We start from the raw sequence: 25213 nt of genomic DNA on the forward strand, positions 1-25213 counted from the left end.
GTTAGCGGCTGGTCAGGGCCGTACGCCAGGGCCGGATAAGGTGCCTGGGTGAAACGGGGCTACGCGACCGGAGAGGCGCGCAAGGAGCGCATCCTGGCGGTCGCGCTGCTGGAGTTCGCCGAGCACGGCTACCGCGGCGCCTCGCTGGCCCGCATCGCCGAGCGGGTCGAGCTCTCCCAGGCCGGGCTGCTCCACCACTTCAGGAGCAAGGAGCGGCTGCTCATCGCGGTCCTCGACCACCGCGACGAGCTCGACCGGCGCAGGTTCGGTCCGGGCCGCGACGGCCACGAGGGCGGCCTCGACGGCGGTGGCGTCGCCGCGCTGCGCGCCCTGGCCGACGTCGTCGACCACAACGCGCGGGTGCCGGGCCTCGTCCAGCTCTTCTCGGTGATCAGCGGCGAGGCGGTGACCCCCGGCCACCCCGGCCACGAGTGGGCCAGGCGGCGCTACCGGCGGCTGCGCGCCGACGTGGCCGCCGCGCTGCGCGCGGGCGCCGAGCGCGGCGAGTTCCGGGGCGGCTTCGACGCCGAGGCCCACGCCGACCGCCTGATCGCGATGATGGACGGCCTGCAGACCCAGTGGCTGATCGACCCCGGCCAGGTGGACATGGCGGCCGTCTTCCGCGGTTACGTGGAGGACCTCATCGCCGCTCTACGGCCCGCCTGACCGCCCGCACGGGCTCGGCCTCCGCCAGCCGCCCGGCCGCCCACACCCCGAGGGCCAGCAACGCGGCCACCTCGGTCACCGCCAGCCCCCGTTCGACCAGGCCGAGCGGCAGGACCCGGTACCACGGCAGCCCGTGGCGCGCGCCGATCAGCACGGCCGCGCCGATCCCCACGACCCAAAGCGCCGAGCACACCCCCAGCCCGAACGCCACCGTCGCCGACCGGCGGCGCTCCCGCTGCCGCCAGGGCCGGGCGATGACCAGCGCGGCGAGCGGCAGGCTGAGGAAGGCCACGAAGCTGCCGACCCGGTGGATGCTGCCGCTCGCGCTCGGCCCGACCGCCCAGTCGTGCTTGTGGAACGAGGCCGTCAGCAGCAGTCCCACGCTCCAGGCCATGAGCGCGACCGTGCCGACCGCCCCAGCCAGCCGCTTGCGCGCCAGCGAGACGCCGATGGCCGCCGACCCGGCCGCGAGCAGCCCCACGGCGAGCCCGAAGATCCATCCGTCGGGGCCGAGACCGTGCTCGCTGATCGTGCGCCGGAACGGGTTCGTATCGTCGAGGCTGGTCAGATCCAGGCCCACGAGCACGGCGATGCCCGCGCCCGCCGCACCGAGCCCCCATCGCGCCGGTTGGTGCACGCCCGCCTCCCGGGATCAGCGGTCAGAAGCCTGTCGGGTGGATCAACGGCGGAGCAGCCGGGACGATTCCGGCGTACGGCCACCGGCACGCCGAGGGGAACGAAGAGCCAGTTCGGGAGATCGGCGCGTTGCTCGGGCGGATTCGCCGATGTGCGCCCTGTTGGTCCGCTCTTGGGCGAGCGAATACCCGGGCCGCCGGATATCGTCAGAAGTGTGAACGAACGCGCGGGATCGTGGTTGCCGAAGCTGCAGGAAGTCGGAGAGCGGCTTGCTGAGGAGTTCGTGACGTCCCGGCGCGCACCGGCGGCGCCGGGCCTGCCGCAGCCGCACGAGCTGCGCGCCTCCGACGCCGACCGCGAGCGCATCGCGCAGGTGCTCCAGGACGCCCACGCCGACGGCCGGCTCGACCTGGCCGAGCTGGAGGAGCGGCTCGGCGTCGTCTACTCCGCGCGCACGCTCGGCGACCTCGCCGGGCTCACCGCCGACCTGCTGCCGGCCGATGAGCAGCCGCTGAACCTCGACGGCCGGCCCGTGTCGGCCATCTTCAAGAAGGAGCAGCGCGGCGGGCGCTGGGTGGTGCCCGCCGAGCTCGACGTCACGGCCATGTTCGGCACGACCAAGCTGGACTTCCGCGACGCGATCCTGCAGAACAGCCGGATCGTCATCAACGCCACCCTGGTCTTCGGCGGCCTGGAGATCAACGTGCCGGAGGACCTTGAGGTGATCAGGGTCGCCAAGGGGGAGACCGTCCGCCTGACCAGGCAGCCGGTCGAGCCCGGCGGGCCCGTGGTCGAGGTGCGCACCACGAACTTCGCCGGCGACATCAAGGTCAAGGAACCGCCCAGGCGCAAACGCCGCCGCTGAGCCGGGTCAGCCGGCCGTGTCGAAGTTGATCGCGCTGTAGGCGCGCAGCTTCCAGAGCTGGTGCTCGCTCTCGATCTTCCTGATGGTCCCCGACCGGCCGCGCATCACCAGCGAGCTGGTCACCGCCGCGCCCGACCTGAACCGCACGCCCTGCATCAGCTCGCCCTGGGTGATGCCGGTCGCGGCGAAGAACACGTCGTCCGACCTGACCAGGTCGTTCGTGGTGAGCACCTGGCTGAGGTCGTGCCCGGCGTCGACGGCCTTGCCGCGCTCGGCGTCGTCGCGCGGCCACAGCCGGCCCTGGATCACGCCGCCCAGGCACTTCAGCGCGCACGCGGCCACGATGCCCTCGGGCGTGCCGCCGATGCCCAGCATCAGGTCGATGCCGGTGCCCGCGCGGGCCGCCATGATCGCGCCGGCCACGTCGCCGTCGACGATGAACTTGATCCGCGCGCCCGTCTCCCTGATCTCCTTGACCAGCTTCTCGTGCCGCGGCCGGTCCAGCACGACCACCGTGACGTCGGACGGCGAGCAGTGCTTGGCCCTGGCCACGGCGTTGATGTTGTCGGCCACCGACGCCTCGATGTTCACCACGTCGGCCGCCTCCGGCCCGGTGACCAGCTTCTCCATGTAGAACACCGCGGACGGGTCGTACATCGAGCCGCGCTCGCTCACCGCGATCACCGACACCGCGTCCGGCATGCCGAGCGCCGTCAGCCTGGTCCCGTCGATCGGGTCCACCGCCACGTCGCAGTCGGGGCCGCTGCCGTCGCCGACGCGCTCGCCGTTGTACAACATCGGGGCGTGGTCCTTCTCGCCCTCCCCGATGACCACCACGCCGTTCATCGACACCGTGTTGATCAGCTGGCGCATGGCGTTGACCGCCGCGCCGTCGGCGCCGTTCTTGTCGCCGCGGCCCACCCAGCGGGCCGCGGCCATGGCGGCCGCCTCCGTCACGCGTACCAGCTCCATCGCCAGGTTGCGGTCGGGGGCGTGCTCGCCCGTCGCGAGCGCTGCCGGTACCGACGTCTGATCGGACATGATGAGCCTCCTCGTTGAGAACTCTCTCGATCGTAGTTGCCGGTCTATTCCCGGTCAGAGGGGGATAATCTGCCCAGTCCGGCTCAGCCCGCTGCACAAGGGCCGCCGCGCGATGGTCAGGGACCGGCGAAAAGGGATATCTATATGGGTGCCCCGCATGACGGAGACCGGATTTTGCGCCATATCGCGTGCGCGTAGGAGATCTCGCCTCCACCATGGACATGCGCCCCCGCCGTGGAGGAGATCGAATGAGCGAAGTGGAACACGCGGTGACCCAGCCTCGCACGTCCGAGCGGGGGGCTGCGACGCGGAGCTCGCTGCTGGCCGCCGCGCGGGAGGTCTTCGTCTCCAAGGGCTTCGCCGAGGCCGGCGTGACGGACGTCGTCGCCAGGGCCGACGCCAGCGTGGGCAGCCTGTACCACCATTTCTCCGGCAAGGCCGACCTCTACCTCACGTTGTGGGAGGAATGGCAGGCCCGCCAGGCCCAGCGCACCAAGCAGGCCGCCCGCACGGCCCGCGCCGCCGGCGAGGGCGACCCCATGCGGGTGTTCATCGACGCCGCCCGCGCCTACCTCGAAGGCTGCCTGGAGGAACGCGAGCTGGCCGCCCTGTTCCTGCGCGGCGACGGCCCGCCCGGCTTCGAGGTGGTCATGCGCGACCGGCTGCGCACCTGGGCCCAGCGCAACGCCGCCCTGTTCGAGGACGAGCCCGCGCTCGTCGTCGTGGTCACCGGCGCCCTGGCCGCGGCCGTCAGCGAGATCGTCTTCTCCGGCGACCGCGCGATGGTCGACGACGTGCTGGCGATCATCGGCCAGATCAGGCCCGCCGCTTCGGCGACCGCGCCCGCCAGCGGGTAACCTCGCCAAGTGTGCGACGGTTCAGCCAAAACTTCTACGGCTACGCGGTAGCCCTCTTCGTGTGCCTGGCGGGTGTGGGGCTCTTCATGCTCGTCGCCCCGCAGAGCCGCGAGGAGCACATCCCGCGGCTCGACTACTCCATCACCGTCGCCAACTTCGGGCACGGCGTGCCCTACCAGGTGTGGTCCCCGCAGAAGGACCCCGCGGGCTGGGTGCCCAACAGCAACAGGATCGCCAAGGGCGAGAACGGCGCTCAGGTGCTCTACCTGGGCTACGCCACCGCCGCGCGGCAGCACGCCATGTTCGCCCAGAGCGACGAGAAGCCGGCCGCCGAGTTCGCCAACCGCATGACCGGCATCGCGAAGTCGTCCGGCAGCCAGCAGGTGGGCGGCGTGACGTGGGAGAAGCGTTTCCGCGAGGACAAGAACCAGCGCTCGCTCGTGCGGGTGCTCCCCGACGTCACCCTCGTGATCACCGGCACGGCCGACTGGCCCGAGCTGACCGAGCTGGCCGGGCTCCTGCAGCAGCGCGCCAAGGGGTGACCGTGGCCGGGCGCGGCGGCGTCTAGGGTGGTGGCCGTGGCAGACGAGAAGACACCTTCGTACGAGCAGGCCCGCGAGGAGCTGACCGAGGTGGTGCGCCGCCTGGAGACGGGCGGGCTCACCCTGGAGCAGTCGATCGAGCTCTGGGAGCGCGGCGAGCGGCTCGCGGCCGTCTGCGAGGAGTGGCTGCAGGGCGCCCGGGTCAAGCTCGCCGCCGCCATGGCGAGGCGCTCGGAGCCGGGCGCCGACGACGCCCCCTTCTGATCCGTCAGGAGGCGGTGCGGTTGAGCGCCACCACCGGGATGCGGCGGCTGGTCTTGGCCTCGTACTCGGCGAAGCCGGGGGCGATCTCGACCATGCGGGCGTAGAGCCGGTCGCGCTCGTCGCCCTCGACGAAGTCCGCCTTCACCTCGAACGTCTCGGTGCCGATCTCGGCCGTCGCCGTGGGGTTGGCGCGCAGGTTGTGGTACCAGGCCGGGTGGGTGTCGGCGCCCGCGTTGGAGGCGATGATCACATAGCGGTCGCCGTCGGCCAGGTACATCACCGGGGTGGTCGTCGGCCGGCCGCTCTTGGCGCCCGTCGTGGTGAGCAGCACCAGCGACGCGCCCTCGAACATGCCGCCCACCCGGCCCTCGTTGGCCCGGAATTCGTCGATGACCTGCTGGTTGAACGAGTTGGTCATGCTCAGCTCCTCATAATCGGAGAGTTCTCCGATTCGGAGAATACCGGAGAGCTCTCCGTTCGCGGGGGAGTTATGCTCCAGGCGTGTGCGCACGTCCTCTGCTGCCCGTCGTCGGGCAGCCCCAGCCCGAGCGGGCCGACGCCGCGCGCAACCGCCGGAAGATCATCGAGGTGGCCGCCACGATGATCGCCGAGCGCGGCGCCGAGGAGCTCTCGCTCGACGAGGTGGCCAAGGCCGCCTGCGTCGGGGTGGGCACCGTCTACCGGCGCTTCGGCGACCGCGCGGGGCTCGTCCTCGCGCTGATCGACGAGCGGGAACGGCGGTTCCAGGCGGCGTTCCTGAGCGGCCCGCCGCCGCTCGGGCCCGGCGCGCCGCCCGCGGAGCGGGTCACGGCGTTCCTGCACGCGCTGGTCGATCGCATCGTCGAGCAGCAGGACCTGTTCCTGCTGCTGGAGAACGGGCCGGGCAAGGTGCGCTACAGCGGGCCGTACAAGGTGCACCAGGTGCATCTGGCGAGCCTGCTCGCTGCGGCCCGGCCGGGGGCTGACGCCGCCTACCTGGCCGACTCGCTGCTCGCGCCGGTCACCGCCTGGCTGATCAAGTTCCAGCGAGAGGAGCGGGGCATGACGGTGGAGGGCGTCAAGGCCGGCCTCGCCGACCTGGCCGCCGCCGTCGTGCGGGGGCCCTAGTCCTCCGTACGGACCGTGAGCCGGTCGTCGCTCAGCCTGATCGTCAGCGGGGTGCCCGGCGGCACGTCCTTGGCCAGGCGCACGACCTCGCCCGACGGATGCTGCACGATCGCGTAGCCGCGCTCCAGCGTGGCCGCGGGCGACAGCGCGACCAGGCGGGCCCGCAGGTGCGCGAGGTCGTCGGCGGCCCGGTCGAGCGAGCCGGTCAGCGACCGCCTGGCCCGCTCCCGCAGCGCGTCGACCTGCTCGGCGCGGCGTTCGAGCTCGCGCACCGGATCGGCCAGCGACGGCCGCGAGCGCACCGACGTCAGCCAGGACATCTCCCGGTCGAGCCAGCCGTTGAGCACCCGCCGCCCGCGGTCGCGGAGCTGGCGGATCAGCGCGAGCTGCTCGCCCACGTCGGGGACGACCTTCTTGGCGGCGTCGGTGGGCGTGGAGGCGCGTACGTCGGCCACCAGGTCGAGCAGCGGGCTGTCCTGCTCGTGGCCGATCGCGCTGACCACGGGGGTGCGGCAGGCGGCCACCGCGCGCACGAGCGTCTCGTCGGAGAAGGGCAGCAGGTCCTCCAGCGAACCGCCGCCGCGGGCCACGACGATGACCTCGACCTCGGGATCTGCGTCGAGCTTGCGCAGCGCCTCGGTGACCTCCCCGACCGCGTACGGCCCCTGGACGGCCACCTCCTCCACCTTGAACCGCACGGCCGGCCAGCGGCGGCGGGCGTTCTCCAGCACGTCGCGCTCGGCGGCCGAGTCGCGCCCGCAGACGAGCCCGATCGTGCCCGGCAGGAACGGCAGCCGCCGCTTCCTGTCGGCGTTGAACAGCCCCTCGGTGGCCAGCAGCCGGCGCAGCCGCTCCAGCCTGGCCAGCAGCTCGCCCACGCCGACCGGCCGGATCTCCATCGCCGTGAAGGCGAACGAGCCCTTGTTGACCCAGAAGTCCGGCTTGACGTGCACCACGACCCGCGCGCCGTCGGAGGGACGCGGCTCGGCGGCCTCGTAGACGCCGCGCGGAGCCGTGACCCGGGCCGAGACGTTGGCCACCGGGTCACGCAGGGTCAGGAACACCGTGCCGCCGCGCGCGCTCAGATCGGTGATCTGGCCCTCGACCCACACCGTGCCGAGCCTGCCGATCCAGCCGCCCACCATCTGCAGGACCGTGCGGATCGGCAGCGGAGACTCGGGTGTGGTCTTCGAGGTCATGGCGGAAGACTACGGGTTCGCCGCGACTACTCCCCGGTCTGCAGCTTGGCCAGCCGGTTCTCGAACATGCGGACGACCTCGTCGCGGGCCTGGGTGGCGCGCTCGTAGGCGAGGTAGTCGCCGATCTGCGCGGCGGACTTGCCGCGCATCCTGGCCCGCAGCGAGGCCACGGTCAGCTCGGAGTAGCCGGGCAGCGGCTCGGCCAGGTCGTCCGGGACGGCCTTGGGCTCCGCCACGGGGGCGGCCGGCTCGGTGACGGCCTCCGCGGCGGCCTTGAGCACGCCGTCCTGGGGCGCGGCGGCGGCCGCGGGCTCCTCGGCGACCTCGGTGACGGCGGCGGGCTCAGCGGCGGGCTCGGCGGCGGCCTTGGCGGCCTTCGTCGCCTTCGCGGGCTTGGCGGTCGCGGCGGTCTTCGTGCTCTTTGCGGTCTTCGTGGCCTTGGCGGTCTTGGCGGGCTTCGCGTCGCTCTCGGTGGCGGGCTCCGCCGCGGGCGCGACCTCAGCCACGGCGGCCGGCTCGACTTCTGCGGCCGGCTTGGCCTCGACGTCCTTGGTCTGGACGTCCTTGGTCTCGACGGCCTTGGTCTCTGCGGTCGGCTCGGCCTCGGCGGCGGGCTCCGGTTCGGAGGCGGGCTCGGCATTCGCGGGCGCTTCGGCCTTGACCTCGGCCTTCGCGGGCGCGTCGGCCTTCGCCGGGGCCTTCGTCGGGGCCTCCGTCTCAGCGGCGGCCTCCGGCTTGGGCTCGGTCTCCGGCTTGGCGGCGGTCTTGCCCGCGGGGGCGAAGATGACCGGGTCCGGCTTGCTCTTGGCCGACCCGTTGGGCGCCGCCTCCGGACGCGGCGTGAAGATCACCGGCTCCTTGCGCGCCGGCTTCTCCTCCTCGGCAGGGGGAGCGGCGACCTGCGCGGCGGCGGAGGGACGAGACTCCTCCTCCTGCTCCTCCTTGGAGCCGAGCCCCTTGATGGAGTTCTTCACCCGGTCCACCACCAGCAACGCCTGCCCGGCCGCGCTGAGCGTGGTCTGGACGACGAGCAGCGGCAGATCCTTGGCCTTCTCCTTGAGTTCGTCCTTGTTGGTAACGGTTCTGGCGATGTTGCGTATCACGTCGCTGAGGGACATGACGTCTCCCTGGGAGGTCTGTATTGGACGGCCAGTCTGGCAAACGGCGGGCGACCACGCACGCGCAGCCCTGATGGCCGCTCCACGTAGCATAAGAAGTATGGAGCCCCAGACCCCCACTTCCCGCCGAGTACTCGTAGCCAAGCCGCGCGGCTACTGTGCCGGAGTCGATCGAGCCGTGGTAGCGGTCGAGAAGGCTTTGGAGCAGTACGGCGCGCCGGTCTACGTCCGCAAGCAGATCGTGCACAACACCCACGTCGTCAGGACGCTGGAGGCCAGGGGCGCCATCTTCGTCGAGGAGACCGATGAGGTGCCCGAGGGCGAGATCGTGGTGTTCTCGGCCCACGGCGTCTCGCCGGCCGTGCACGAGGAGGCCAGGCAGCGGGGCCTGCGCACCATCGACGCCACCTGCCCGCTGGTCACCAAGGTGCACAACGAGGCCAAGCGGTTCGCCGCCCAGGACTACGACATCCTGCTCATCGGGCACGAGGGCCACGAAGAGGTCGAGGGCACCTCGGGCGAGGCCCCCGACCACATCCAGCTCGTCGACGGCCTCGACTCGGTCGAGAAGGTCCAGGTGAAGGACCCCGACAAGCTCGTGTGGCTGTCGCAGACCACCCTCTCGGTCGACGAGACCACCGAGACGGTCGCCCGCCTCAAGGAGCGCTTCCCCACCCTGATCGACCCGCCGAGCGACGACATCTGCTACGCCACCCAGAACCGGCAGGTCGCGGTGAAGGAGATCGCCGCCGAGGCCCAGCTCGTGATCGTGGTCGGGTCGGAGAACTCGTCCAACTCCAAGCGCCTGGTCGAGGTGGCCAAAGACTACGGCGCCGAGGCCGCGTACCTGGTGGACAACGCCGGCTTCATCCAGGACGAATGGCTCGACGGCGTCACCACGGTCGGCGTGACCAGCGGAGCCTCGGTGCCGGAGGAGCTGGTGGACGAGGTGCTGGCGCGGCTGGCCGGGCACGGCTTCGGCGACGTGCGCGAGGTCGAGTCGGTGCAGGAGAGCATGCGCTTCGCGCTCCCGCACGAGCTGCGCAAGGACCTTCGCGTGTCCTAGTCGTCGCCGCGCGGGGTGCCGTAGACCTTGGGCTCGAAGTAGCCCTCCGGCTCGGGCACGAACGGCTGGCGCGGGCGCGGCATCTCCGCGCCCGCCTTCAGCTCCTCGCGCAGCTCCCGCACGTTGTCGCGCAGGCCGCGCCGCCAGGCGACGGCCAGCACGACCGCCGAGCCGGCGAACAGCCAGGGGGCGCCGCGGGTCAGCGAGCCGTACAGGCCGAGGGCCAGCGACTGCATGATCGACACCGAGCCGAACGCGCGCCCGAGCTCGACGAAGAGCGTCGCGCAGAAGAACACCAGCGGCGGCGTGACCACCAGCGACAGCAGCTCGCGCTTGTTGACCAGGAGCACGCCGAGCAGGCTCGACGCCACGAACGCGGCCCCCACCAGGTAGGACAGGCCGAGCACCGCGCTCAGGACATAGCCCGCCAGGGTGGCGACCAAGGTGAGCGCGATGGCGCCGCGAGCGGTCAGCCTGACGCCAGAACGCCTGCCCTTCTCTGCCACTGTCCCACCCCCGTTTACGGCGACCCGCCTGCCAACTTACCGTTCGAGTGCGAAATCAGAGACGTGGTTTCGAGCAGTTCGGGCGAGGCCAGGGGTCTCGGCAGCCCTTCGAGCATGTCCGGGGCGTCCAGATCGCCGTCCACGACGCCCAGATCGTTGAGTTTGCGTGCGGTGACCAGGACGCGGCTTTCGAGCGAACCGACCGACTTGTTGTACGCCTCCACCGCCCGCGTCAGCGCCTTGCCCAGCGACTCCACGTTCCTGCCGAGGGACGACAGCCGCTCGTACAGCTCCTTGCCCAGCTCGAACACCGCCCGCGCGTTCTCGCTCAGCGCGGCCTGCTGCCAGGCGTAGTGGGCGGTGCGCAGCATCGTGATCAGCGTCGTCGGCGTGGCGATGTGCACCCGCCGCGCCATGGCGTACTCCAGCAGCGCGGGGTCGCGTTCGAGCGCGGGCGCGAGGAACGCCTCGCCCGGGATGAACAGCACCACGAACTCCGGCGAGGGGTTGAACCCCTGCCAGTACGCCTTGGCCGCCAGCCGGTCGACGTGCTCGCGGACGTGCCTGGCGTGCGCGTCGAGCCGGACGGTGGCCAGCGACTCGTCGCCCGCCTCGGCCGCCTCCAGGTAGGCCGCGAGCGAGACCTTGGAGTCGACCACGATGTTCTTGCCGCCGGCCAGCCTGATCACCATGTCGGGCCGCATCGCGCCCTCGACGACCTGCTCCTCGAAGTCGCAGTGGCGCTGCATCCCGGCGATCTCGGCCACCCGGCGCAGTTGCAGCTCGCCCCACCGCCCACGGGCCTCGGGCCGCTGCAGGGCCCTGACCAGCGCGGTCGTCTGCGAGCGCAGCTGCTCGTTGCTCTGCTGCACGAACTCCATCTGCTTGACCAGCTCCGCCCGCGCCGCACGCTGCCCGGCCTCGGTGTCGCGAAGCTGCGACTCGACCCGCGCGAGCGCGTCCTTCAGCGGCTCGACCAGGTGCTCGACGGCCTGCCTGCGCTGGTCGAGATCACCGGCGGCCTCCGCCCGGCTGGCCGACAGGCGGGTCTCGGCCAGTTCCAGGAAACGCACGTTGTTGACGTCGAGGGCGCGCGTGGACAGGGCCTGGAACCGTTCGGCGAGCTGCTCCTCGACGTAGACCAGCTTCTCGGCGGCCGACCTGGCCCGCGCGTCGGCCTCGGCCACCCGCACCGCCGCGCGGGTCCTGGCGACCAGGAAGCCGACGAGGAGTCCGAGGGCGAGTCCGATGAGCAGCGAGACGACATCCACTCCAACGATGATTGCAGCACATCGCGTCTGGATCTTCCCGACACGCTTGCGGAATCCGCTTGTGCGCCGACTGATCCGTCACGCACAGTATTGGGATGGCTACCGGTACGAGCCTCGCCGTCGCCGTGTCCGCGGTGTCGGTCGCCCTGATCGCCCTGGCCGGAGCCGTGATCACCGGCCCCGGGGCCGAGGAGCCGGCGGCCACCCGCCCGACCCTGCGCTGGACGCCCGGCGCCTGCGTCACCGACCGCTACGCGCTGATCCCGTGCAACGGCGGCGACTTCGAGGTGCTGGCCATCGCCCACGACCCGCCGCGGCCCGCCGACTGCCCCGACGACACCGACGACGTGCTGCGCATCGGCCTGGGCCGCACGGCCTGCGTACGGTCCTCCCTGGCCCCGCACGCCGGGGCGCCCGGCGGTGGCGGCGGCGTGCTCAGGCCCGGCGACTGCGTGGCCCTCGACGGCCGGGAGCGCCCGTGCGCGGGCACAGGCTGGTACGGCAGATCCGTCGCGATCGCCTCGACGGCCGGCGAATGCCCCTCGACCACCCTCGACACGCTCGAAAGCGGAGCGAACGTCGTCTGCCTGGGCCCCGGCGGTCAGGTGCTCGACGAGGGCGCGTGCGTGGCCAGACCGGCCGCCGACGTCGTCGCCAGGTCGGCCGTGACCAGGGCCGCGTGCGACTCGTCCGCGGCCTGGGCGCGCGTCGTCTCCTTCGAGACCACGCCCGCGGCCTGCCCGGCCGGCGTCCAGCGCTACCTGCGCGCGGCGCCCGGGACCTACCGTCCGGTGACCTGCCTGCACCTGCTCAGCAAGTAAACTCGCTGTCCGTGAGCCTTTCCATCGGCATCGTCGGCCTGCCCAACGTCGGTAAGTCCACGCTCTTCAACGCGCTGACCAAGACCGGCAACGCACTCGCCGCGAACTACCCGTTCGCCACCATCGAGCCCAACGTGGGGATCGTGGGCGTGCCCGACGACCGCCTGCCCAAGCTGGCCGAGATCTTCGGCTCGGCTCGCGTGCTGCCCGCCAAGGTGGAGTTCGTCGACATCGCGGGCCTGGTCAAGGGCGCCTCGGAGGGGCAGGGCAGGGGCAACCAGTTCCTCGCCAACATCCGCGACACCGACGCGATCTGCCAGGTCATCCGCGTCTTCGGCGACCCCGACGTCACGCACGTCGACGGTGAGATCTCCCCCAAGCGGGACATCGAGACCATCAACACCGAGCTGATCATGGCCGACCTGCAGACGGTCGAGAAGGCCGTGCCGCGCCTGCAGAAGGAGGCGCGCAACAACAAGGACAAGAAGGCGGCGCTGGAGGCGGCCGAGGCCGCGCTGGCCGTCCTGGAGACCGGCAAGACCGTCTTCGAGAGCGGCCTCGACCGGGAGGAGCTGCGCGAGCTCCACCTGCTCACCGCCAAGCCCTTCCTCTACGTCTTCAACCTCGACGCCGACGAGCTGACCGACACCGCGCTCAAGGAGCAGCTGTCGGCCCTCGTCGCGCCCGCCGAGGCCGTCTTCCTCGACGCCAAGATCGAGTCCGAGCTGGTCGAGCTCGACGAGGAGGAGGCCCTGGAGCTGCTCCAGTCGGTCGGCCAGGAGGAGTCGGGCCTGCGCCAGCTCGCCCGGGTCGGCTTCGAGACGCTGGGCCTGCAGACCTACCTGACCGCCGGCCCGAAGGAGACCAGGGCCTGGACGATCCGCAAGGGCGCCACGGCGCCCGAGGCGGCCGGCGTGATCCACACCGACTTCCAGCGCGGCTTCATCAAGGCCGAGGTGGTCTCCTTCGACGACCTGGTCGAAGTGGGCTCCATCGCCAGCGCCCGGTCCGCGGGCAAGGCCCGCATCGAGGGCAAGGACTACGTCATGCGCGACGGCGACGTGGTGGAGTTCCGCTTCAACGTCTGATCCGCCGGCCCGCGCTATCCGAGCAGCCCGCCGAGCAGGGCCGCGGGGCCGCCGCTGAGCGGGCCGCCACCGCCGCTCAGCGGGCCTCCGCCGCCGTTGCCGGCGGGCTTCTTGTCGAAGTGGATGAGCTCGTTCGCGTACGTGCCGCCCTGGCACACGGCCTTGCCGCGGCCGACGGGGGCGACCTTGCCGCCCGCCTCGGTGCACTCGCTGTCGGTGACCCAGGAGGGCGCGGCGGCGGCCGGGGAGGGCGCGCTGAGGGCGAACGCGGCGAGCGCGGCGGCGGGCAGGAGGGCGGCGGCGAGGCGACGCATCACATCAGTCCAATCACGGTGGGCTAACTTTCGCTACGCTAGGTTACCGGCGGATCGCCGTCGAAAGCCCATCGTCCGGACGACGAACGCGCAGGCCCTTCCGGGATTATGTGATTCCGGGACAACTGACGCGTCAACCACTTTGGGTCCCTACGCGTCGAATCGTCACGGCGTTCACGCTGACTCGGGAGGCCCTCATGATCCGACGCATCATCCGGAAACGACGTCCGGCGCCCACCCTCGCGGGCATCAGCCTGGAGGAGGAGCTGGCCCTGATCAGGGTCGAGCTCATGTACGGGCTGCGCGTCAACCGTGAGGCGTATTTGCGCAGGAAGGTCGACGAGCGCAACGAGCTGGCCAGCCGCGTGCGGGAGCGGGACGCCGCCTCGATGCTCGCCGACCTGCGGGGGTCGCTGGAGCGCGCGGTGCCGCCCACGGTCGTCGACCTGCACAGCCGTCGCCGGGCACGCACCAGCCAGGACCCCGAGCCCGCCTGAGCCGAGACTGTCGTACCCCCAGAAGTGGTGCATAACACCCTCTGTCCTCTCTCATGCCAAATGCGCAGGTCGTGAGCATCTATGCCTGTTTTGGACAGGAATCCATGTCTGCCGCGCTAGGCGGAAATGGGCGTCTGGCCTGGTCAAATGGTGATTCCGCCAGTTAGTGACGGGAAGCGGCACTGACGTCTGCCATACGGATCCGGTTTGCCGTCAGGCCGGTCATGCCTGCAGCATGGGCGTGGCTTTCCTGGAAGAATGGCGGGACCGGATAGGGTGACTACTTCACCGCGGATGATGGGGATCGGCAACGGACGACACCGCGCCAACCGGGGGGATCGGCGCGAGCGGAGGCGTGATGGCTCGTAGGTCTACCGTCCAGCACGATCCTCGGATCGCTGGCGAGCCTGAGCTTTCCGCGCGCCCGGACATGGCTGACTTCGACGCGCCGCCCTCGCGCAGGCCGCGTCGGGGCGGCTGGTCCGGTGGCGGCGGACGGTGGCTGGTCTGGGCCGGCCGCATCATTCTCTGGGCGCTTATTGTGGTTATCGTGGTGAATGGGATTCGTGCCCCATTTGAGCGGTTTACCCAGCAGGAGCCCACGACGACGAATGGCGCCGCCGTGGCGCACAAGGGATTCCCCGCCGACCAGGGCATGGCTTTCGCCGCCCAGTTCGCGGGGGTCTATCTGAATTTCAGCCCGGAAGACGCGGCCAGCCGGACCAGGAAGCTCGCCGCGTTCCTGGCCGAGGGCATGGACGCGCAGATGTGGTGGGACGGGTTCGGCAAGATGGCCGCCGTCGCGATCCAGCCGTACGACATCGAGGCGACCGACGCCCAGAACGCCGTGGTCAGCGTGGCCTTCCAGTCCGGGCCGCGCCGGCTCATGCTGTCGGTCCCGATCTACTACTCCGGCGACGACAACGGCAGGCGGTTCGTCATCTCGGGGCGTCCGGCGATCCTTCCCGCGCCGGCCCCCGCCGACCTGCCGCAGCTCGCCAAGCCGGAGACCGACGACGCGGCGGCGGCCGAGCTCAAGCCGCAACTGGAGGGCTTCTTCAAGGACTACGCCTCCGGCGACACCGCCGGGCTGCAGCGCTACGTGGCCGCCGGGAAGACCCTGCCGAGCTTCGGCAGCGCCTTCACCTTCGCGGAGCTGAAGGACATCGTGGTGCCTGTGGGGGGTGCCACCCGAGAGATCCAGGCGGTCGTGGTGTGGATCGTGCCCAACGGCGACGCTCCGGCCACGCCGAGCGCCACCGACCCGGCCGCCGTCGGCGGGCGGCTGGAGCAGGCCTACCGCCTCACCGTGGAGAAGCAGGGCGACAAGTGGTACGTCGCCGACATCCGCGGCGCTGGTCGGGCCGTTGGATAGACGCTCGGCCGCGCTGTTGTTCGGTACCCCCCGGGAGGACAAGAAGTGACGTTGAAGACCGTAGTGCTCACCTTGATCGAAATGACGCCGTCGCCGTCGCCGACCGGCATTGACACCGGAGGGCTCGCCAACTTCCTGCGTGCCTTCTTCGCCCCGTTGTTCCTGGTCGTCGTCTCCGTGGTCGCGCTCTTCTTCCTCTTCACCCGCGAGATCACGCGTTTCGTCCAGTTCCTCATCCTGGCTGTGGCCATCGGAGTGATCTTCTACGTTCCCAACATCATCGAGGTGACGGCGAAGGCGATCGCGGGCGCTCTCGGCATCAAGTAAAGGGTTGAGACCGCTCCAGGGCGGTCATGTACGAGCGGGTGGAGAGGAGGACTGCGTGGACCTGCCCACGTATACGAACATCTGGCGCATCGAGAAGCGGCTCTACAAGCTCTACGACCTTCGCCTCCCGATGCCGCTCCCCATCGTCTGGATCGGCGTGTTCGTCGGGGTGTTCGTGCCGTGGTCGCTCCTGCTGATCCTGGTGGGCGTGCCGGTGGCCATGCCGTGGCACGTGTTGTTCCTGGTCCCGCCGGGGATCGTGACGTGGTTGTCCACGCGTCCCGTCATCGAGGGGAAGCGGCTCACCGAGCTTCTGGAGTCCCAGCTGCGCTACCTGGGCCAGCCCAAGGCCTGGTACCGGCTCGCGCCCACGTCCGAGCCCGAGGCGGTCACGTTCTCGGGGCGCATCTGGCGTACCACTCCGGTCCGGGTCAAGGCCAAGGCGGCGCGCAAGTCCCGCCAGCCGCAGCGCAAGCGTGAGGGGCAGCGGATCACGGGTCCGCGCCAGGTCCGTCCGGCCGTGGCCGCCGCGGCGGCGGCCGCCCAGCAGGCGCCGGTGGCGGAGGCGCGTACCGGGTGGGGGTCGCGTACCAGGCGGGGCACGGCGCCCGCGCTGGCGCCGCAGGCCCGCCGTCCCGCCCCCGCCTTCGGCCGGGACGTGCCGCTGGTCCTGGTCCCAGGGGATGAGAACGGACCGGCGCTGCCGCCGGTCGAGCATGACGTCGCCGCCGGAGAGCTGGCCAGCCGCGAGCTCACCGGCGGCGCCCTCCCCGCCCGCCCCCGCCGCGCCGCCCCCGGCCACGAGATCGCTGCTCCCGAGGAGAGAGACCCCTCGGAGGCGACGCAGCCGAGCGCACGCAGGGCGTCGGGTCAGCGTGCGGACGCCGATGCGGGCGAGGTGCAGGGTGGCGGGGCGGTCGTGCCGATCCGGCCGGCGGAGGGGCTCAAGCCCGTGGCCGGCAAGCCGATCGACACCGAGGCCCTGCGGCGGCTGCGCAGGCTCGCCGCCACCGCCGACGCGCCCGGCGAGGCCGCGGGTCGCGCGGAAGGCGAGCGCGGCACCGCAGAACGCCGCGACGACGTCACCGGACGTCGTGAGAGCACCGACGAGCGCCGCCAGGGCGTCACCGGCCGTCCCGAAGGCGTGGGGCGCGAGGACGACAACACGATCGCCCGCGACCAGCACAGGAAGGGGCAGCCGCCGCGGGTCGCGCCCGGGACGGTGATCCTGGGCGCGCAGCGTTCCTGGCCCCCGGTCGACCCCGACGCCAAGCCCCTCTCCGGCCCACCCCTCCGCCTCGAAGACCAGATCCCCACCCCCCAGCCCCCCACCGACACCCCACCCCCAGCCGAAGCCGGCCCCGTGGGCGAGGGCGCGTATCCGGAAGAAAGCGCGCATCCCGGCAAGGGGGCCTCGGCACGGGCAGGCGTCCCCACAGGCGAGGGCGAGTCGGCGGTCGAAGGCACCCCCGTCGACCGGACCGCTCCTGCCGCCAGCACGGACGCCCCGAGCCCCGAGGCTTCTACATCCGACGCTCCGAGGCTCGACGCTTCCAGGTCCGACGCTCCCGGCGCCGAACGGTCCTTCGAGACCGCGCATGAGGCCGCCACCGAAGCCTCCGCCCCCGCCGAAGCCCCCGCCCCCAGTGAAGCGCCTGTAGGCAGCGAAGCGCCCGCTGACGGCGAAGAGCCTGCCCGCGCCGAGGTGCCCGCCCGCGGCGGAGCCTCCGCCCGAGGCGAAGCGGCCGTTGGTGGTGAGCGGGCCGTTGTCGGCGAAGGGCGTGCGTCCTCGGGGCAGGCTGTCACTGGCGAGGAGGGTGTCCCTGTTGGGGGAGACGCCTCTGGCGGGAGGGGCGGTTCCGTGGGCGAGGAGGCTGCCACCGAGCAGGGGGGGTCCGCCGACGTGGGTGCCGTCGTTGAGCGGCCTGCGGCTGCGCGTACGGAGGTAGCGGCTGGCCAGGGCGAGGGGGACGGGGGCGTACCGGACGAGCCCTCCGAGGTGTACGGCGAGCCTGGGCGGGACGTGGCGGCGCGGCGGCGGCCCGCCGGCGGCCGGCCCGGGGACAGGGCGGGTGGGCTCGTGGCGCCCGTGCCGGTTCCCAGGCCCGGCGAAGGCGGCAGGCCTCCCGAGGGACGGGTGCGCAGGGTCGAGTCCGTGGTGGGCCGGGACTCCGGCGGATGGCGCCGGATCGCCCAGGTCGTGGTGGGCGGAGGCGGCGTACGCACCGACGGGTCCGAGATCGACGAGGCCAGGGCCAGGGCCGTGTTCGGCGGCAGCCGGCGGATCGTGGTGCTCGGCTGCACCGGCGGCGCGGGTCAGTCCACGACGGCGCTCATGCTCGGCCACACCTTCGCCACCTACCGCGACGACCGGATCGTCGCCGTCGACGCCAACACCGGCGGCACCACGCTGACCAGCAGGATCGAGCCCGAGACGCCGGAGACCCTGACGTCGCTGCTGTCCGGCCTCGACCAGGTCAGCGGCTACCTGACGATGCGGGGCTTCACCACCCGCACCGCCTCCGGCCTTGAGGTGATCTCGGCCGACACCGACGCGGGCGCCGAGCAGCGGCTCGCCGACCGCAGCTTCTTCTCCGACCACCGGCTGGGCGAGTCGATGCGCCTGCTCGACCGCCACTACAAGCTGTCGGTCATCGACCCGGCCGCCGCGCTCGCGGCCCGCATCCTGCCGTACGCCGACCAGCTCGTGCTGGTGGTCCCGGCGAGCGAGGAGGCGGCCGAGGCGGTGGCGATGACGTACGAATGGCTCGACGGGCACGGCTGCGGCGAGCTGCGCAGGCGTGCGGTGATGGTCGTCAACGGCGTGAGCAGGCGTTCGATGGCCGACGTCGAGCAGGCGGAGGCGGTGGCCAGAGGCAGGTGCCGGGCCATCGTCAGGGTCCCGTGGGAGGACGGCCTGGCGCCCGGCGGCGCGGAGATCGTCGACCCCGGTCAGTTGCGCGCGGCCGGACGGCGGGCCTACCTCGCCCTCGCCGGCGTCGTGGTTGCAGGCTTCGCGGTACAGGCACACGGACAGGCCGTCCGACCGAGCGAAGAGGAGTTGGCGAGTGACCCCCCGGGCACGAGAATCGGTGAGCGTTAAGTGAACATGCGAGCAGGTCTGGCCCGTTCATGCGCCGAGGGGGCGGCATGAGCAGGGCGTCCCGAGCGCACCAGCGTCTCGCGGTCCGCTACTTCGACGACCGCATCCTGCTCACGGACACCTGCGCGTGGGCGTACTTCCGGCTTCCGACGGTCAGCTACGAGTTCGTCACGCCGGAGGAGCGCGAGGCGCTGGCCACCAACGTCACGATCGCGCTGGCCGCGATCAGGATGCCCGACGCCGAGGTCCACCTGCGGGTCGCGCACCGCACCTACCCGGCGGCCGAGTGGGCGATGGCGCTCAACGCCACCTCCGACGAGGGGCCGGGCTGGCGCGACTACCTGGAGGAGATGTACCGGCACGTCTGGGCGAAGGACTTCTGGTCGAAGGAGGTCTACCTGGGCGTCCGCCTCGGGCCGCGCGGCAAGCAGCTCGGCAGCGGCGTGCTCGCCCAGCTCCTCGGCTTCTACCAGAAGACCGAGAAGGCGCTCGGCATGGAGGACGACCACGTCCCGGACAGCGAGATCGGCCGCTGGACGGAGTCGGCCGAACGGCTGGGCCGGGCCCTGGCCTCCAGCGCCCTGTACGCCAGGCACGCCACGTCCGTCGAGGTGGCCTGGCTGTTCCAGCACGCCGCCGCAGGAGCGGTCGGCGACCCGTCGCCCTCGGCCAGCCCGAAGCGGCGCTGGGGCAAGGGCGAGATCGAGTCGCTGGTCGAGGGCGAGATCCACAACGGCAGGTCGCTGCTGCGGATCGTGCAGCCGCAGGGCGACTCGTACGTGGCCCACCTGTCGTTCGCCCGCTTCCCCGACCTGATGCCGTTCCCCGACGGCGAGCCGTGGATGCACTTCGCCGACCAGTTGCCCTTCCCGGTGGAGATCTCGTCCAGGATGCGGCTGATCCCGCCGGTCAAGGCGTCCAAGGACGTCGCGCGCAAGCTGGCCCACGCCCGCGACATGGACCACCACATCCGCGAGGCGGGCGCCGAGGCGCCGATCGCGCTGGCCGAGCAGATCGACGCGGCCCGCATGCTCGAACACGGCATCACCAAGGAACGACTGCCGTTCGTGTACGGCTGGCACCGCCTGATCGTCTCGGCCCCCACGGAGGACATCTGCGTGCAGCGGGTCGAGGCGGTCGTCGAGCACTACCGCGACATGGGCATCGACGTGGTGAACTCGACCGGCGACCAGTTCTCGCTGTTCTGCGAGGCGCTGCCGGGCGAGAAGGTGCGCGTCAACGCCTACGCCCAGCGCCAGCCGCTGCGGACCATCGCGGGCGGCATGGCCACGGCCACCGTCGACCTCGGCGACCGGCTCGACGACGGCAGCGAGGGCTGGCTCGGGCCGTACATCGGGGAGACGGTCGGCAGGGCGCGCAGCATCGTGCACTTCGACCCGCTGCTGGCCGCGAGCCGCAACCGGCCGACCGCCATCGCGATCACCGGCGAGCCGGGCGGCGGCAAGACCACGCTCGCGCTGCTGATGATCTACCAGATGGCGCTGCGCGGGGTCACGGTCGCGGTGATCGACCCGAAGGGCGACGCCGAGTCGCTGGTCCAGCTCCTGGACAAGCGCGGGCGCAAGGCCAGGGTGATCCCGCTGGGCTCGGCCGCGCCGGGGCTGCTCGACCCGTTCTCGTTCGGCGACGACATCGCGGCGAAGAAGACCATGGCGACCGAGACGCTGCGGCTGCTGCTGCCCCGCATGTCGGAGGAGCGCGAGTCGGCCATGATCCAGGCCGTGGCCGCGGTGTCCAACGGCTCCGACCCGTCGCTGGGCAAGGTGGTCGACTACCTGGAGCAGGCCGACGACCCGGCCTCCAAGAACCTGGGCGCGGTGCTGCGGTCGATGTCGGAGATGCACCTGGCCAGGCTCTGCTTCGACCCCTCGGGCGGCGACCAGATCGACAGCGAGGGGTGGACCACCGTGTTCACCCTGGGCGGCCTGACGCTGCCCGACGTCGCCACGACCAGGGACGACTACTCCTACGAGCAGCGGCTGTCGGTGGCCCTGCTCTACCTGGTCTCGCAGTTCGCCCGCAGGCTGATGAACGGCCTCGACCGGCGGGCCCCCAAGGCGATCTTCCTGGACGAGGCGTGGGCGATCACCTCCACGCCGGAGGGCGCCAAGCTGGTCCCCGAGGTCAGCCGCATGGGCCGGTCGAGGAACACCGCGCTCGTCCTGGTCTCCCAGAACGCCGGGGACCTGCTGAACGAGCAGGTGACCAACTGCCTGTCCTCGGTGTTCGCGTTCCGTTCCACCGAAAGGGTGGAGGTGGACCACGTCATGTCGCTGCTCGGCGTGGAGCCGTCGGAGGAGCACAAGGCCGTGCTCCGCTCGCTCGGCAACGGCGAATGCGTTTTCCGTGATCTGGATGGCAGAGCCGGGCGCATCGGAGTAGACCTGATCTCCGAAGAACTGCTCCGCTGGCTCGACACGAACCCGACACACGACAGACCAGACGGTGGCGGGCATGATGATCTTCGAGGGGGCGTGGGCAGGGCGCAGGAGGTACGGTCATGAAGATCCGACTATCCCGACGACTGGCGCTGGTGCTCGCGCTCGTGAGCGCCGTTCTCGCGGTTCCGCTGGTGGTGGGCGGTTTCTCCACGCCCGTCGCCGCGGCGCCCTGTGACCTGTCGGGGCCGCTCAACCCCGAGATGATCGGCGGCGGCACCGACGGCATGATCCAGCCGCCGCCTCCCGCGGGCGGCGTCCAGGCCCCGACGACGAACTACGGCCAGTTCGGCATGGCCGGCCAGTTCTGGCAGACCCACGGGCTCGGCTGCTCCGACTACGTCGCCGTGCTCGGCAACATGTGGGCCAACGGCGTCTTCACCGCGGCCAAGGCCATCGACCGGCTGACGATCACGACGTACCAGGCGGCCGCGACGGAAGGACCGCTCCAGTCCATCAAGGACGTCGTCGACGACATCGTCCAGAACCTGTCCGAGGCCATGTACTGGCCGTTCCTGCGACCGATCGTGATCCTCGGCGCGATCTGGCTCGCCTGGTACGGCCTGATCCGCAAGCGGGCCACCACCACCGCCGAAGGCGTGATCTGGATGGTCCTCGCGGTCACCGTGGCCGTGTGGTTCTTCAGCAGGCCCGGCGACTTCACGGGGCTCGGCAAGGTCGTGACCGACAAGACGGGCGAGGTGGTCAACTCCGCCTTCTCCGGCCTGCCGGGCGCCGGCGGCGCGTCCTGCCTGCCGCCACCCGGCCAGACGAACCCGCAGGTCAAACCGGGCGGTTACGGCCAGGTCGGCACGGCCGGCGTCGACCAGAACGCCGACGCCCTGTGGTCCACGCTGGTCTGCAAGCCGTGGCTGGTGGGCATGTTCGGCACCGCCGACCCGCAGCAGCCGATCGTGCGCGACTTCGGGCGCAAGATGCTGGAGACGCAGTCGATCGCCCCGGCCGTGGCCGGCCAGCCCGCCCCCGACATCGCCGCCCACCAGGCCGAGTACGCCAAGGTCGCCGAGCTGCTCAAGAACGACTCCCGCTACACCGTCTTCTCCGGCCGCGACTGGTCGAGCAGGCTCGGCGTGGCCGTCGGCGCGCTCATCGCGGCGGTGGTGGCCGGGTTGCTGATCTTCCTGGTGGCGGTCTCGCTGCTGGTGCTCAAGGTGGGCTTCCTGCTGCTGCTGATACTCGGGCCGGTGTTCCTGCTGGTCGGCGTGCATCCGGGCAGCGGGCGCATCATCGCCATGCGGTGGGTGGAGATGCTCGTCGGCACGCTGCTCAGGCAGGCGGTGCTGACGCTCGTGCTCAGCGTCCTGGTCTACGGGTACGCCCTGATCATCTCCACGGCCATGCCCTGGGGTCTCCAGGTGCTGTTCATGGCCCTGCTGACGATCGCGGTGTTCTTCTACCGGCGTCCGTTCCAGCACCTGTTCGCGTCCTTGAGCGGCCACACGGTCACCACCCGCATGCTCGGCGACGCCGCGAGCTCGCCCGTCCTGGAGCGGGCCGCGAACGTGTTGCCGCCGGTCGCCGGGGCCAAGCTCGGCCGGTGGGGCCTGCGCAAGGCCGAGCCGCTCATCAGGGCGGCGGCGGCCGGCAGCGGCGCGGGCGCGGCGGCCGGCGCCGCGGTCGCCCAGGCGCGGATGCGCGGCGAGGAGGGTGAGGGCGTCTCGGCCGGCACCCGGATGCCGGTGGGTGCCGCGCCGCTCGACACCGACCAGCACGGCGGCAAGGCGGGGGCCCGGCCTCCGCTCGAACCCCGCAGGGGCACCGCGCCGCCGCTCAACCTCGGCAGCCAGGCCGGCAGGACCCGCCCCGCGGCGACCGGCGCCCGCGGCGGCTCCGGTGGCGCGGGCGGCACCCCGTCCGGGGGCATGGCCGCCGGAGCCACGACCTCCGGCGGTTCTTCCAGCGGTTCCGGCAGCGGCGGCGGCAGCGGCGGCGGCAGTGGCGGCGGCGGTGGCTGGTTCGGCGGGCGGTCGGGCGGCGGATGGGCCTCGCGCGGCGGCGGTTCGGGCGGCTCGCGGGGCTCCCGGTTCGGCGGGTCCGGCGGGTCGGGCGGCTCGACGTCCTCGGGGTCGCGTGGCTCCGGCGGCGGGCTGTTCGGCGGCGGTGGCGGAGCCAGGAACGGCGGCGGGTCCCGCAACGGCGGCGGGTCCAGGTCCGGGGGGTCCGCGGCGCGGCCGTCCGGCGCGTCGTCGGGGTCCAGGATCTTCGGCTCGGACGAGCCGTCGTCCCGCTCGTCCGAGGCGCCGCCGCTGTGGCTGCGCGGCAGCGGCAACGGCGGCTCGGGTGACGATCCGTCGGTGCCCTTCTGGCTCAAGCCCAACCGAGGCAAGGACTGACCATGGCTCAGTCCGGTGACAAGCGCGGGCTGGCCTTCGCCGCCATCGTCGTGGTCATCGCCGCGGTCGGCGTCTACCTCACGATGTGGCCGAGCTCGGACGATCCGCCCGAGCAGGCCCCGGCCACGGGCACGACGTCCGCGTCCGCGCCCTCGGCGGCGGCGAGCAAGCCGCTGGCCACGGCCAGCGCCGCGCCGTTCGACGTCTACTCGTACCTGCCGATGAAGAAGGAGCAGCTCGCCGCGGCGGCGGACCTCGCCGAGCGCTTCACCGCCGTCTACGGCACCTTCCGGTACGACGAGGACCCGGCGGCGTACGCCACGAGGGTCAAGACGTTCACCACCGCCGAGCTGGGCAACATCCTCGCCCGGACGCTCACCTCGGCGGGCACCGTCCAGCAGAACCGCGACGACCAGATCGTCTCCCAGGCCACGGCCAGGCTGAAGGAGATCAGGCAGATCGAGAAGACCTCCATCGTCTTCGTCGTGACCGAGACCAGGCAGGTCACCGCGAAGAGCGGCAACCGGCAGGACGTCGAGGACCTGGCGGTCACGGTGAGCCAGCTCGGCGCCGACTGGCGGATCTTCGACGTGCTGCCCGCCACCGAGGGCCAGGACGGGGACAGCTAGCGGTGAAGTCCTCCCGAACCCGCCTGGGGCTGCTGCTCGGCCTCGCCGGGATCCTGCTGCTGGCCGCGATCATCATCTCGCCGATGCTGCTGGTCACGATGCCGTCCTTCCTGAACGGCGGCGGCGAGGGCTCGGTCGACTGCGAGGGCGGCACCCAGGTGCAGGAGGTGTCCGACTCGGGCGCCGCCGACATCCCGGGCGATTACCTCGACCTGTACAAGAAGTGGGGCAAGAAGATCGGCGTCCAGTGGACCATCCTGGCCGCCGTGGGTAAGCGCGAGACCGACCACGGCCGTTCCGACCTGCCCGGCGTCAAGAGCGGCACCAACTACGCGGGCGCGGCCGGCCCGATGCAGTTCCTGATCTCGACCTGGGGCGGCAAGGCGCAGATCCCGATCTCCTCGACCTTCAACGGCTACGCCTCCGACGGCGACGGCGACGGCGTGGGCGACGTCTACAACCCCGCCGACGCCATCCTCGGGGCCGCCAAGATGCTCAAGCGCAACGGCGCTCCGGAGAACGTCCGGCGGGCCCTGTTCACCTACAACCGCGCCTGGTGGTACGTCGACCAGGTCGAGGAGATCGCCAGGAAGTACGCCAAGTCGGGTGAGGTGGAGGTGCCGCCGCAGGCCGCCGAGGAGTGCGACGACCCCCTGGTGGCGGCCGCGCCCAGCGACGTCGTGGCCAAGATCCTGCAGTTCGCGCTGGCGCAGCGCGGGAAGCCGTACCTGTGGGGCGGCACCGGGCCGGACGCGTTCGACTGCTCGGGCATCATCTACGCGGCCTACCGGGCCGCCGGGCTGAGCATCCCGCGCACGACGTTCACGCAGTGGCCGTTCGGGGTGAAGGTGTCAGCGGGCCAGGAGCAGCCCGGTGACCTGGTGTTCTTCAACGCGGGTCCGGGCACGTCGGCCGACAGTCCGGGCCACGTCGGACTCGTCGTGTCCAAGGGGAAGATGGTGGAGGCCCGGTGCACGCTCTGCGGGCCGATCAAGGTCACGAGCTACCAGGCGCGCGACAACAAGGTGGGCTTCACCCGTCCCCTGCAGAACCCCGATGTGCTCGACCAGCTCAAGAAGCTGCAGAATCCCGCACTATGAGGATGACG

The 25213-nt window shown here is 71.7% G+C and carries 25 protein-coding genes; 17 read left to right on the plus strand and 8 right to left on the minus strand.

Annotated elements, in window-relative coordinates:
• Nucleotides 1–48 precede the first annotated feature (48 nt).
• Nucleotides 49–666 (plus strand): TetR/AcrR family transcriptional regulator, encoded by a 618-nt coding sequence (locus ACIBST_RS31370; RefSeq protein WP_397176904.1) that lies wholly within the window; start codon nucleotides 49–51, stop codon nucleotides 664–666.
• Here the strand turns inward: ACIBST_RS31370 and ACIBST_RS31375 are convergent.
• Nucleotides 641–1303, minus strand: coding sequence for a DUF998 domain-containing protein (locus ACIBST_RS31375; RefSeq protein ID WP_397176905.1), 663 nt, complete (start codon nucleotides 1301–1303; stop codon nucleotides 641–643). The genes ACIBST_RS31370 and ACIBST_RS31375 overlap by 26 nt on opposite strands.
• Before the next feature lie 213 nt (nucleotides 1304–1516).
• Here ACIBST_RS31375 and ACIBST_RS31380 point away from each other — a divergent pair, with 213 nt between their 5' ends.
• Nucleotides 1517–2167: a DUF1707 domain-containing protein gene (locus ACIBST_RS31380; protein WP_397176907.1), complete on the plus strand. Its 651-nt coding sequence runs from the start codon at nucleotides 1517–1519 to the stop codon at nucleotides 2165–2167.
• 6 nt (nucleotides 2168–2173) lie between these two features.
• Here the strand turns inward: ACIBST_RS31380 and glpX are convergent, their stop codons facing one another.
• Nucleotides 2174–3208 (minus strand): class II fructose-bisphosphatase, encoded by a 1035-nt coding sequence (gene glpX, locus ACIBST_RS31385; protein WP_397176909.1) that lies wholly within the window; start codon nucleotides 3206–3208, stop codon nucleotides 2174–2176.
• Nucleotides 3209–3456: 248 nt separating this feature from the next.
• On the opposite strand from glpX, the gene ACIBST_RS31390 reads away from it, so the two are divergent.
• Genes ACIBST_RS31390 through ACIBST_RS31400 form a run of 3 tightly spaced genes read left to right on the plus strand, consistent with a single transcriptional unit; the run spans nucleotide 3457 to nucleotide 4871 of the window.
• Nucleotides 3457–4065 carry a TetR/AcrR family transcriptional regulator gene (locus tag ACIBST_RS31390; protein ID WP_397176911.1) on the plus strand — a complete coding sequence of 203 codons (609 nt, stop codon included), beginning with the start codon at nucleotides 3457–3459 and terminating at the stop codon, nucleotides 4063–4065.
• A gap of 11 nt (nucleotides 4066–4076) precedes the next feature.
• Nucleotides 4077–4607: a DUF4245 domain-containing protein gene (locus ACIBST_RS31395; protein WP_397176912.1), complete on the plus strand. Its 531-nt coding sequence runs from the start codon at nucleotides 4077–4079 to the stop codon at nucleotides 4605–4607.
• 36 nt (nucleotides 4608–4643) lie between these two features.
• Nucleotides 4644–4871, plus strand: a complete 228-nt coding sequence (locus ACIBST_RS31400; protein ID WP_352325447.1) for an exodeoxyribonuclease VII small subunit — start codon at nucleotides 4644–4646, stop codon at nucleotides 4869–4871.
• A gap of 4 nt (nucleotides 4872–4875) precedes the next feature.
• Here the strand turns inward: ACIBST_RS31400 and ACIBST_RS31405 are convergent, their stop codons facing one another.
• Nucleotides 4876–5289 carry a nitroreductase family deazaflavin-dependent oxidoreductase gene (locus tag ACIBST_RS31405; protein WP_397176913.1) on the minus strand — a complete coding sequence of 138 codons (414 nt, stop codon included), beginning with the start codon at nucleotides 5287–5289 and terminating at the stop codon, nucleotides 4876–4878.
• Between the two features lie 83 nt (nucleotides 5290–5372).
• On the opposite strand from ACIBST_RS31405, the gene ACIBST_RS31410 reads away from it, so the two are divergent.
• Nucleotides 5373–5978: a TetR/AcrR family transcriptional regulator gene (locus tag ACIBST_RS31410; protein WP_397176915.1), complete on the plus strand. Its 606-nt coding sequence runs from the start codon at nucleotides 5373–5375 to the stop codon at nucleotides 5976–5978.
• Here ACIBST_RS31410 and xseA read toward each other — a convergent pair.
• Together xseA and ACIBST_RS31420 are read right to left on the minus strand one after the other, a co-directional pair.
• Complete coding sequence (gene xseA / locus ACIBST_RS31415) at nucleotides 5975–7177, minus strand: exodeoxyribonuclease VII large subunit (protein ID WP_397176916.1); 1203 nt, start codon at nucleotides 7175–7177, stop codon at nucleotides 5975–5977. The genes ACIBST_RS31410 and xseA overlap by 4 nt on opposite strands.
• A gap of 26 nt (nucleotides 7178–7203) precedes the next feature.
• Entirely contained in the window at nucleotides 7204–8295 is a 1092-nt protein-coding gene (locus ACIBST_RS31420; RefSeq protein ID WP_397176917.1) for a hypothetical protein, read from the minus strand.
• Between the two features lie 100 nt (nucleotides 8296–8395).
• On the opposite strand from ACIBST_RS31420, the gene ACIBST_RS31425 reads away from it, so the two are divergent.
• A complete protein-coding gene (locus ACIBST_RS31425) occupies nucleotides 8396–9361 on the plus strand; it encodes a 4-hydroxy-3-methylbut-2-enyl diphosphate reductase (protein WP_397176919.1) in 966 nt (321 codons plus the stop codon).
• On the opposite strand, the gene ACIBST_RS31430 is transcribed toward ACIBST_RS31425, so the two are convergent.
• Both ACIBST_RS31430 and ACIBST_RS31435 read right to left on the minus strand, forming a co-directional pair.
• Entirely contained in the window at nucleotides 9358–9867 is a 510-nt protein-coding gene (locus tag ACIBST_RS31430) for a DUF6542 domain-containing protein (RefSeq protein WP_397176921.1), read from the minus strand. The genes ACIBST_RS31425 and ACIBST_RS31430 overlap by 4 nt on opposite strands.
• A 14-nt stretch (nucleotides 9868–9881) precedes the next feature.
• Nucleotides 9882–11138, minus strand: coding sequence for a DNA recombination protein RmuC (locus tag ACIBST_RS31435; protein WP_397176922.1), 1257 nt, complete (start codon nucleotides 11136–11138; stop codon nucleotides 9882–9884).
• Between the two features lie 95 nt (nucleotides 11139–11233).
• Between ACIBST_RS31435 and ACIBST_RS31440 the strand changes: the two genes are divergently transcribed.
• Nucleotides 11234–11959 carry a hypothetical protein gene (locus tag ACIBST_RS31440; protein ID WP_397176924.1) on the plus strand — a complete coding sequence of 242 codons (726 nt, stop codon included), beginning with the start codon at nucleotides 11234–11236 and terminating at the stop codon, nucleotides 11957–11959.
• An 11-nt stretch (nucleotides 11960–11970) separates the two neighbouring features.
• On the plus strand, nucleotides 11971–13047 hold the full coding sequence (ychF, locus tag ACIBST_RS31445; RefSeq protein WP_397176925.1) for a redox-regulated ATPase YchF: 1077 nt from the start codon (nucleotides 11971–11973) through the stop codon (nucleotides 13045–13047).
• 14 nt (nucleotides 13048–13061) lie between these two features.
• On the opposite strand, the gene ACIBST_RS31450 is transcribed toward ychF, so the two are convergent.
• Nucleotides 13062–13361 (minus strand): hypothetical protein, encoded by a 300-nt coding sequence (locus ACIBST_RS31450; protein WP_397176926.1) that lies wholly within the window; start codon nucleotides 13359–13361, stop codon nucleotides 13062–13064.
• A gap of 197 nt (nucleotides 13362–13558) precedes the next feature.
• Between ACIBST_RS31450 and ACIBST_RS31455 the strand changes: the two genes are divergently transcribed.
• The 8 genes from ACIBST_RS31455 (at nucleotide 13559) to ACIBST_RS31490 (ending at nucleotide 25205) form a co-directional block, all read left to right on the plus strand.
• Nucleotides 13559–13858 (plus strand): hypothetical protein, encoded by a 300-nt coding sequence (locus ACIBST_RS31455; RefSeq protein WP_397176928.1) that lies wholly within the window; start codon nucleotides 13559–13561, stop codon nucleotides 13856–13858.
• Between the two features lie 622 nt (nucleotides 13859–14480).
• A complete protein-coding gene (locus tag ACIBST_RS31460) occupies nucleotides 14481–15233 on the plus strand; it encodes a conjugal transfer protein (RefSeq protein ID WP_397176930.1) in 753 nt (250 codons plus the stop codon).
• Nucleotides 15234–15314: 81 nt separating this feature from the next.
• The gene (locus tag ACIBST_RS31465; protein WP_357974902.1) at nucleotides 15315–15560 is read left to right on the plus strand and encodes a hypothetical protein; all 246 of its coding nucleotides are present in this window, start codon (nucleotides 15315–15317) and stop codon (nucleotides 15558–15560) included.
• 55 nt (nucleotides 15561–15615) lie between these two features.
• On the plus strand, nucleotides 15616–18663 hold the full coding sequence (locus ACIBST_RS31470) for a TcpE family conjugal transfer membrane protein (RefSeq protein ID WP_397176932.1): 3048 nt from the start codon (nucleotides 15616–15618) through the stop codon (nucleotides 18661–18663).
• 47 nt (nucleotides 18664–18710) lie between these two features.
• A complete protein-coding gene (locus tag ACIBST_RS31475; RefSeq protein ID WP_397176933.1) occupies nucleotides 18711–21188 on the plus strand; it encodes an ATP-binding protein in 2478 nt (825 codons plus the stop codon).
• The gene (locus tag ACIBST_RS31480) at nucleotides 21185–23476 is read left to right on the plus strand and encodes a type IV secretion system protein (protein WP_397176935.1); all 2292 of its coding nucleotides are present in this window, start codon (nucleotides 21185–21187) and stop codon (nucleotides 23474–23476) included. Before ACIBST_RS31475 ends, ACIBST_RS31480 begins: the two co-directional genes overlap by 4 nt.
• Nucleotides 23477–23478: 2 nt before the next feature.
• Nucleotides 23479–24105 (plus strand): hypothetical protein, encoded by a 627-nt coding sequence (locus ACIBST_RS31485; RefSeq protein ID WP_397176937.1) that lies wholly within the window; start codon nucleotides 23479–23481, stop codon nucleotides 24103–24105.
• 2 nt (nucleotides 24106–24107) lie between these two features.
• Nucleotides 24108–25205, plus strand: a complete 1098-nt coding sequence (locus tag ACIBST_RS31490; protein WP_397176939.1) for an NlpC/P60 family protein — start codon at nucleotides 24108–24110, stop codon at nucleotides 25203–25205.
• Nucleotides 25206–25213: the final 8 nt, after the last annotated feature.

Source organism: Nonomuraea sp. NPDC049684 (genome assembly GCF_044465345.1).
Classification (GTDB): domain Bacteria; phylum Actinomycetota; class Actinomycetes; order Streptosporangiales; family Streptosporangiaceae; genus Nonomuraea.

Excerpts from the sequence above, each read along its gene's own strand:
- glpX (WP_397176909.1), bottom strand. The coding sequence starts at position 3,208 with ATGTCCGATCAGACGTCGGTACCGGCAGCGCTCGCGACGGGCGAGCAC.
- ACIBST_RS31420 (WP_397176917.1), bottom strand. The coding sequence starts at position 8,295 with ATGTCCCTCAGCGACGTGATACGCAACATCGCCAGAACCGTTACCAAC.
- ACIBST_RS31465 (WP_357974902.1), top strand. The coding sequence starts at position 15,315 with ATGACGCCGTCGCCGTCGCCGACCGGCATTGACACCGGAGGGCTCGCC.
- ACIBST_RS31485 (WP_397176937.1), top strand. The coding sequence starts at position 23,479 with ATGGCTCAGTCCGGTGACAAGCGCGGGCTGGCCTTCGCCGCCATCGTC.
- xseA (WP_397176916.1), bottom strand. The coding sequence starts at position 7,177 with ATGACCTCGAAGACCACACCCGAGTCTCCGCTGCCGATCCGCACGGTC.
- ACIBST_RS31480 (WP_397176935.1), top strand. The coding sequence starts at position 21,185 with ATGAAGATCCGACTATCCCGACGACTGGCGCTGGTGCTCGCGCTCGTG.
- ACIBST_RS31475 (WP_397176933.1), top strand. The coding sequence starts at position 18,711 with ATGAGCAGGGCGTCCCGAGCGCACCAGCGTCTCGCGGTCCGCTACTTC.
- ACIBST_RS31440 (WP_397176924.1), top strand. The coding sequence starts at position 11,234 with ATGGCTACCGGTACGAGCCTCGCCGTCGCCGTGTCCGCGGTGTCGGTC.
- ACIBST_RS31390 (WP_397176911.1), top strand. The coding sequence starts at position 3,457 with ATGAGCGAAGTGGAACACGCGGTGACCCAGCCTCGCACGTCCGAGCGG.
- ACIBST_RS31455 (WP_397176928.1), top strand. The coding sequence starts at position 13,559 with ATGATCCGACGCATCATCCGGAAACGACGTCCGGCGCCCACCCTCGCG.
- ACIBST_RS31425 (WP_397176919.1), top strand. The coding sequence starts at position 8,396 with ATGGAGCCCCAGACCCCCACTTCCCGCCGAGTACTCGTAGCCAAGCCG.
- ACIBST_RS31405 (WP_397176913.1), bottom strand. The coding sequence starts at position 5,289 with ATGACCAACTCGTTCAACCAGCAGGTCATCGACGAATTCCGGGCCAAC.
- ACIBST_RS31450 (WP_397176926.1), bottom strand. The coding sequence starts at position 13,361 with ATGCGTCGCCTCGCCGCCGCCCTCCTGCCCGCCGCCGCGCTCGCCGCG.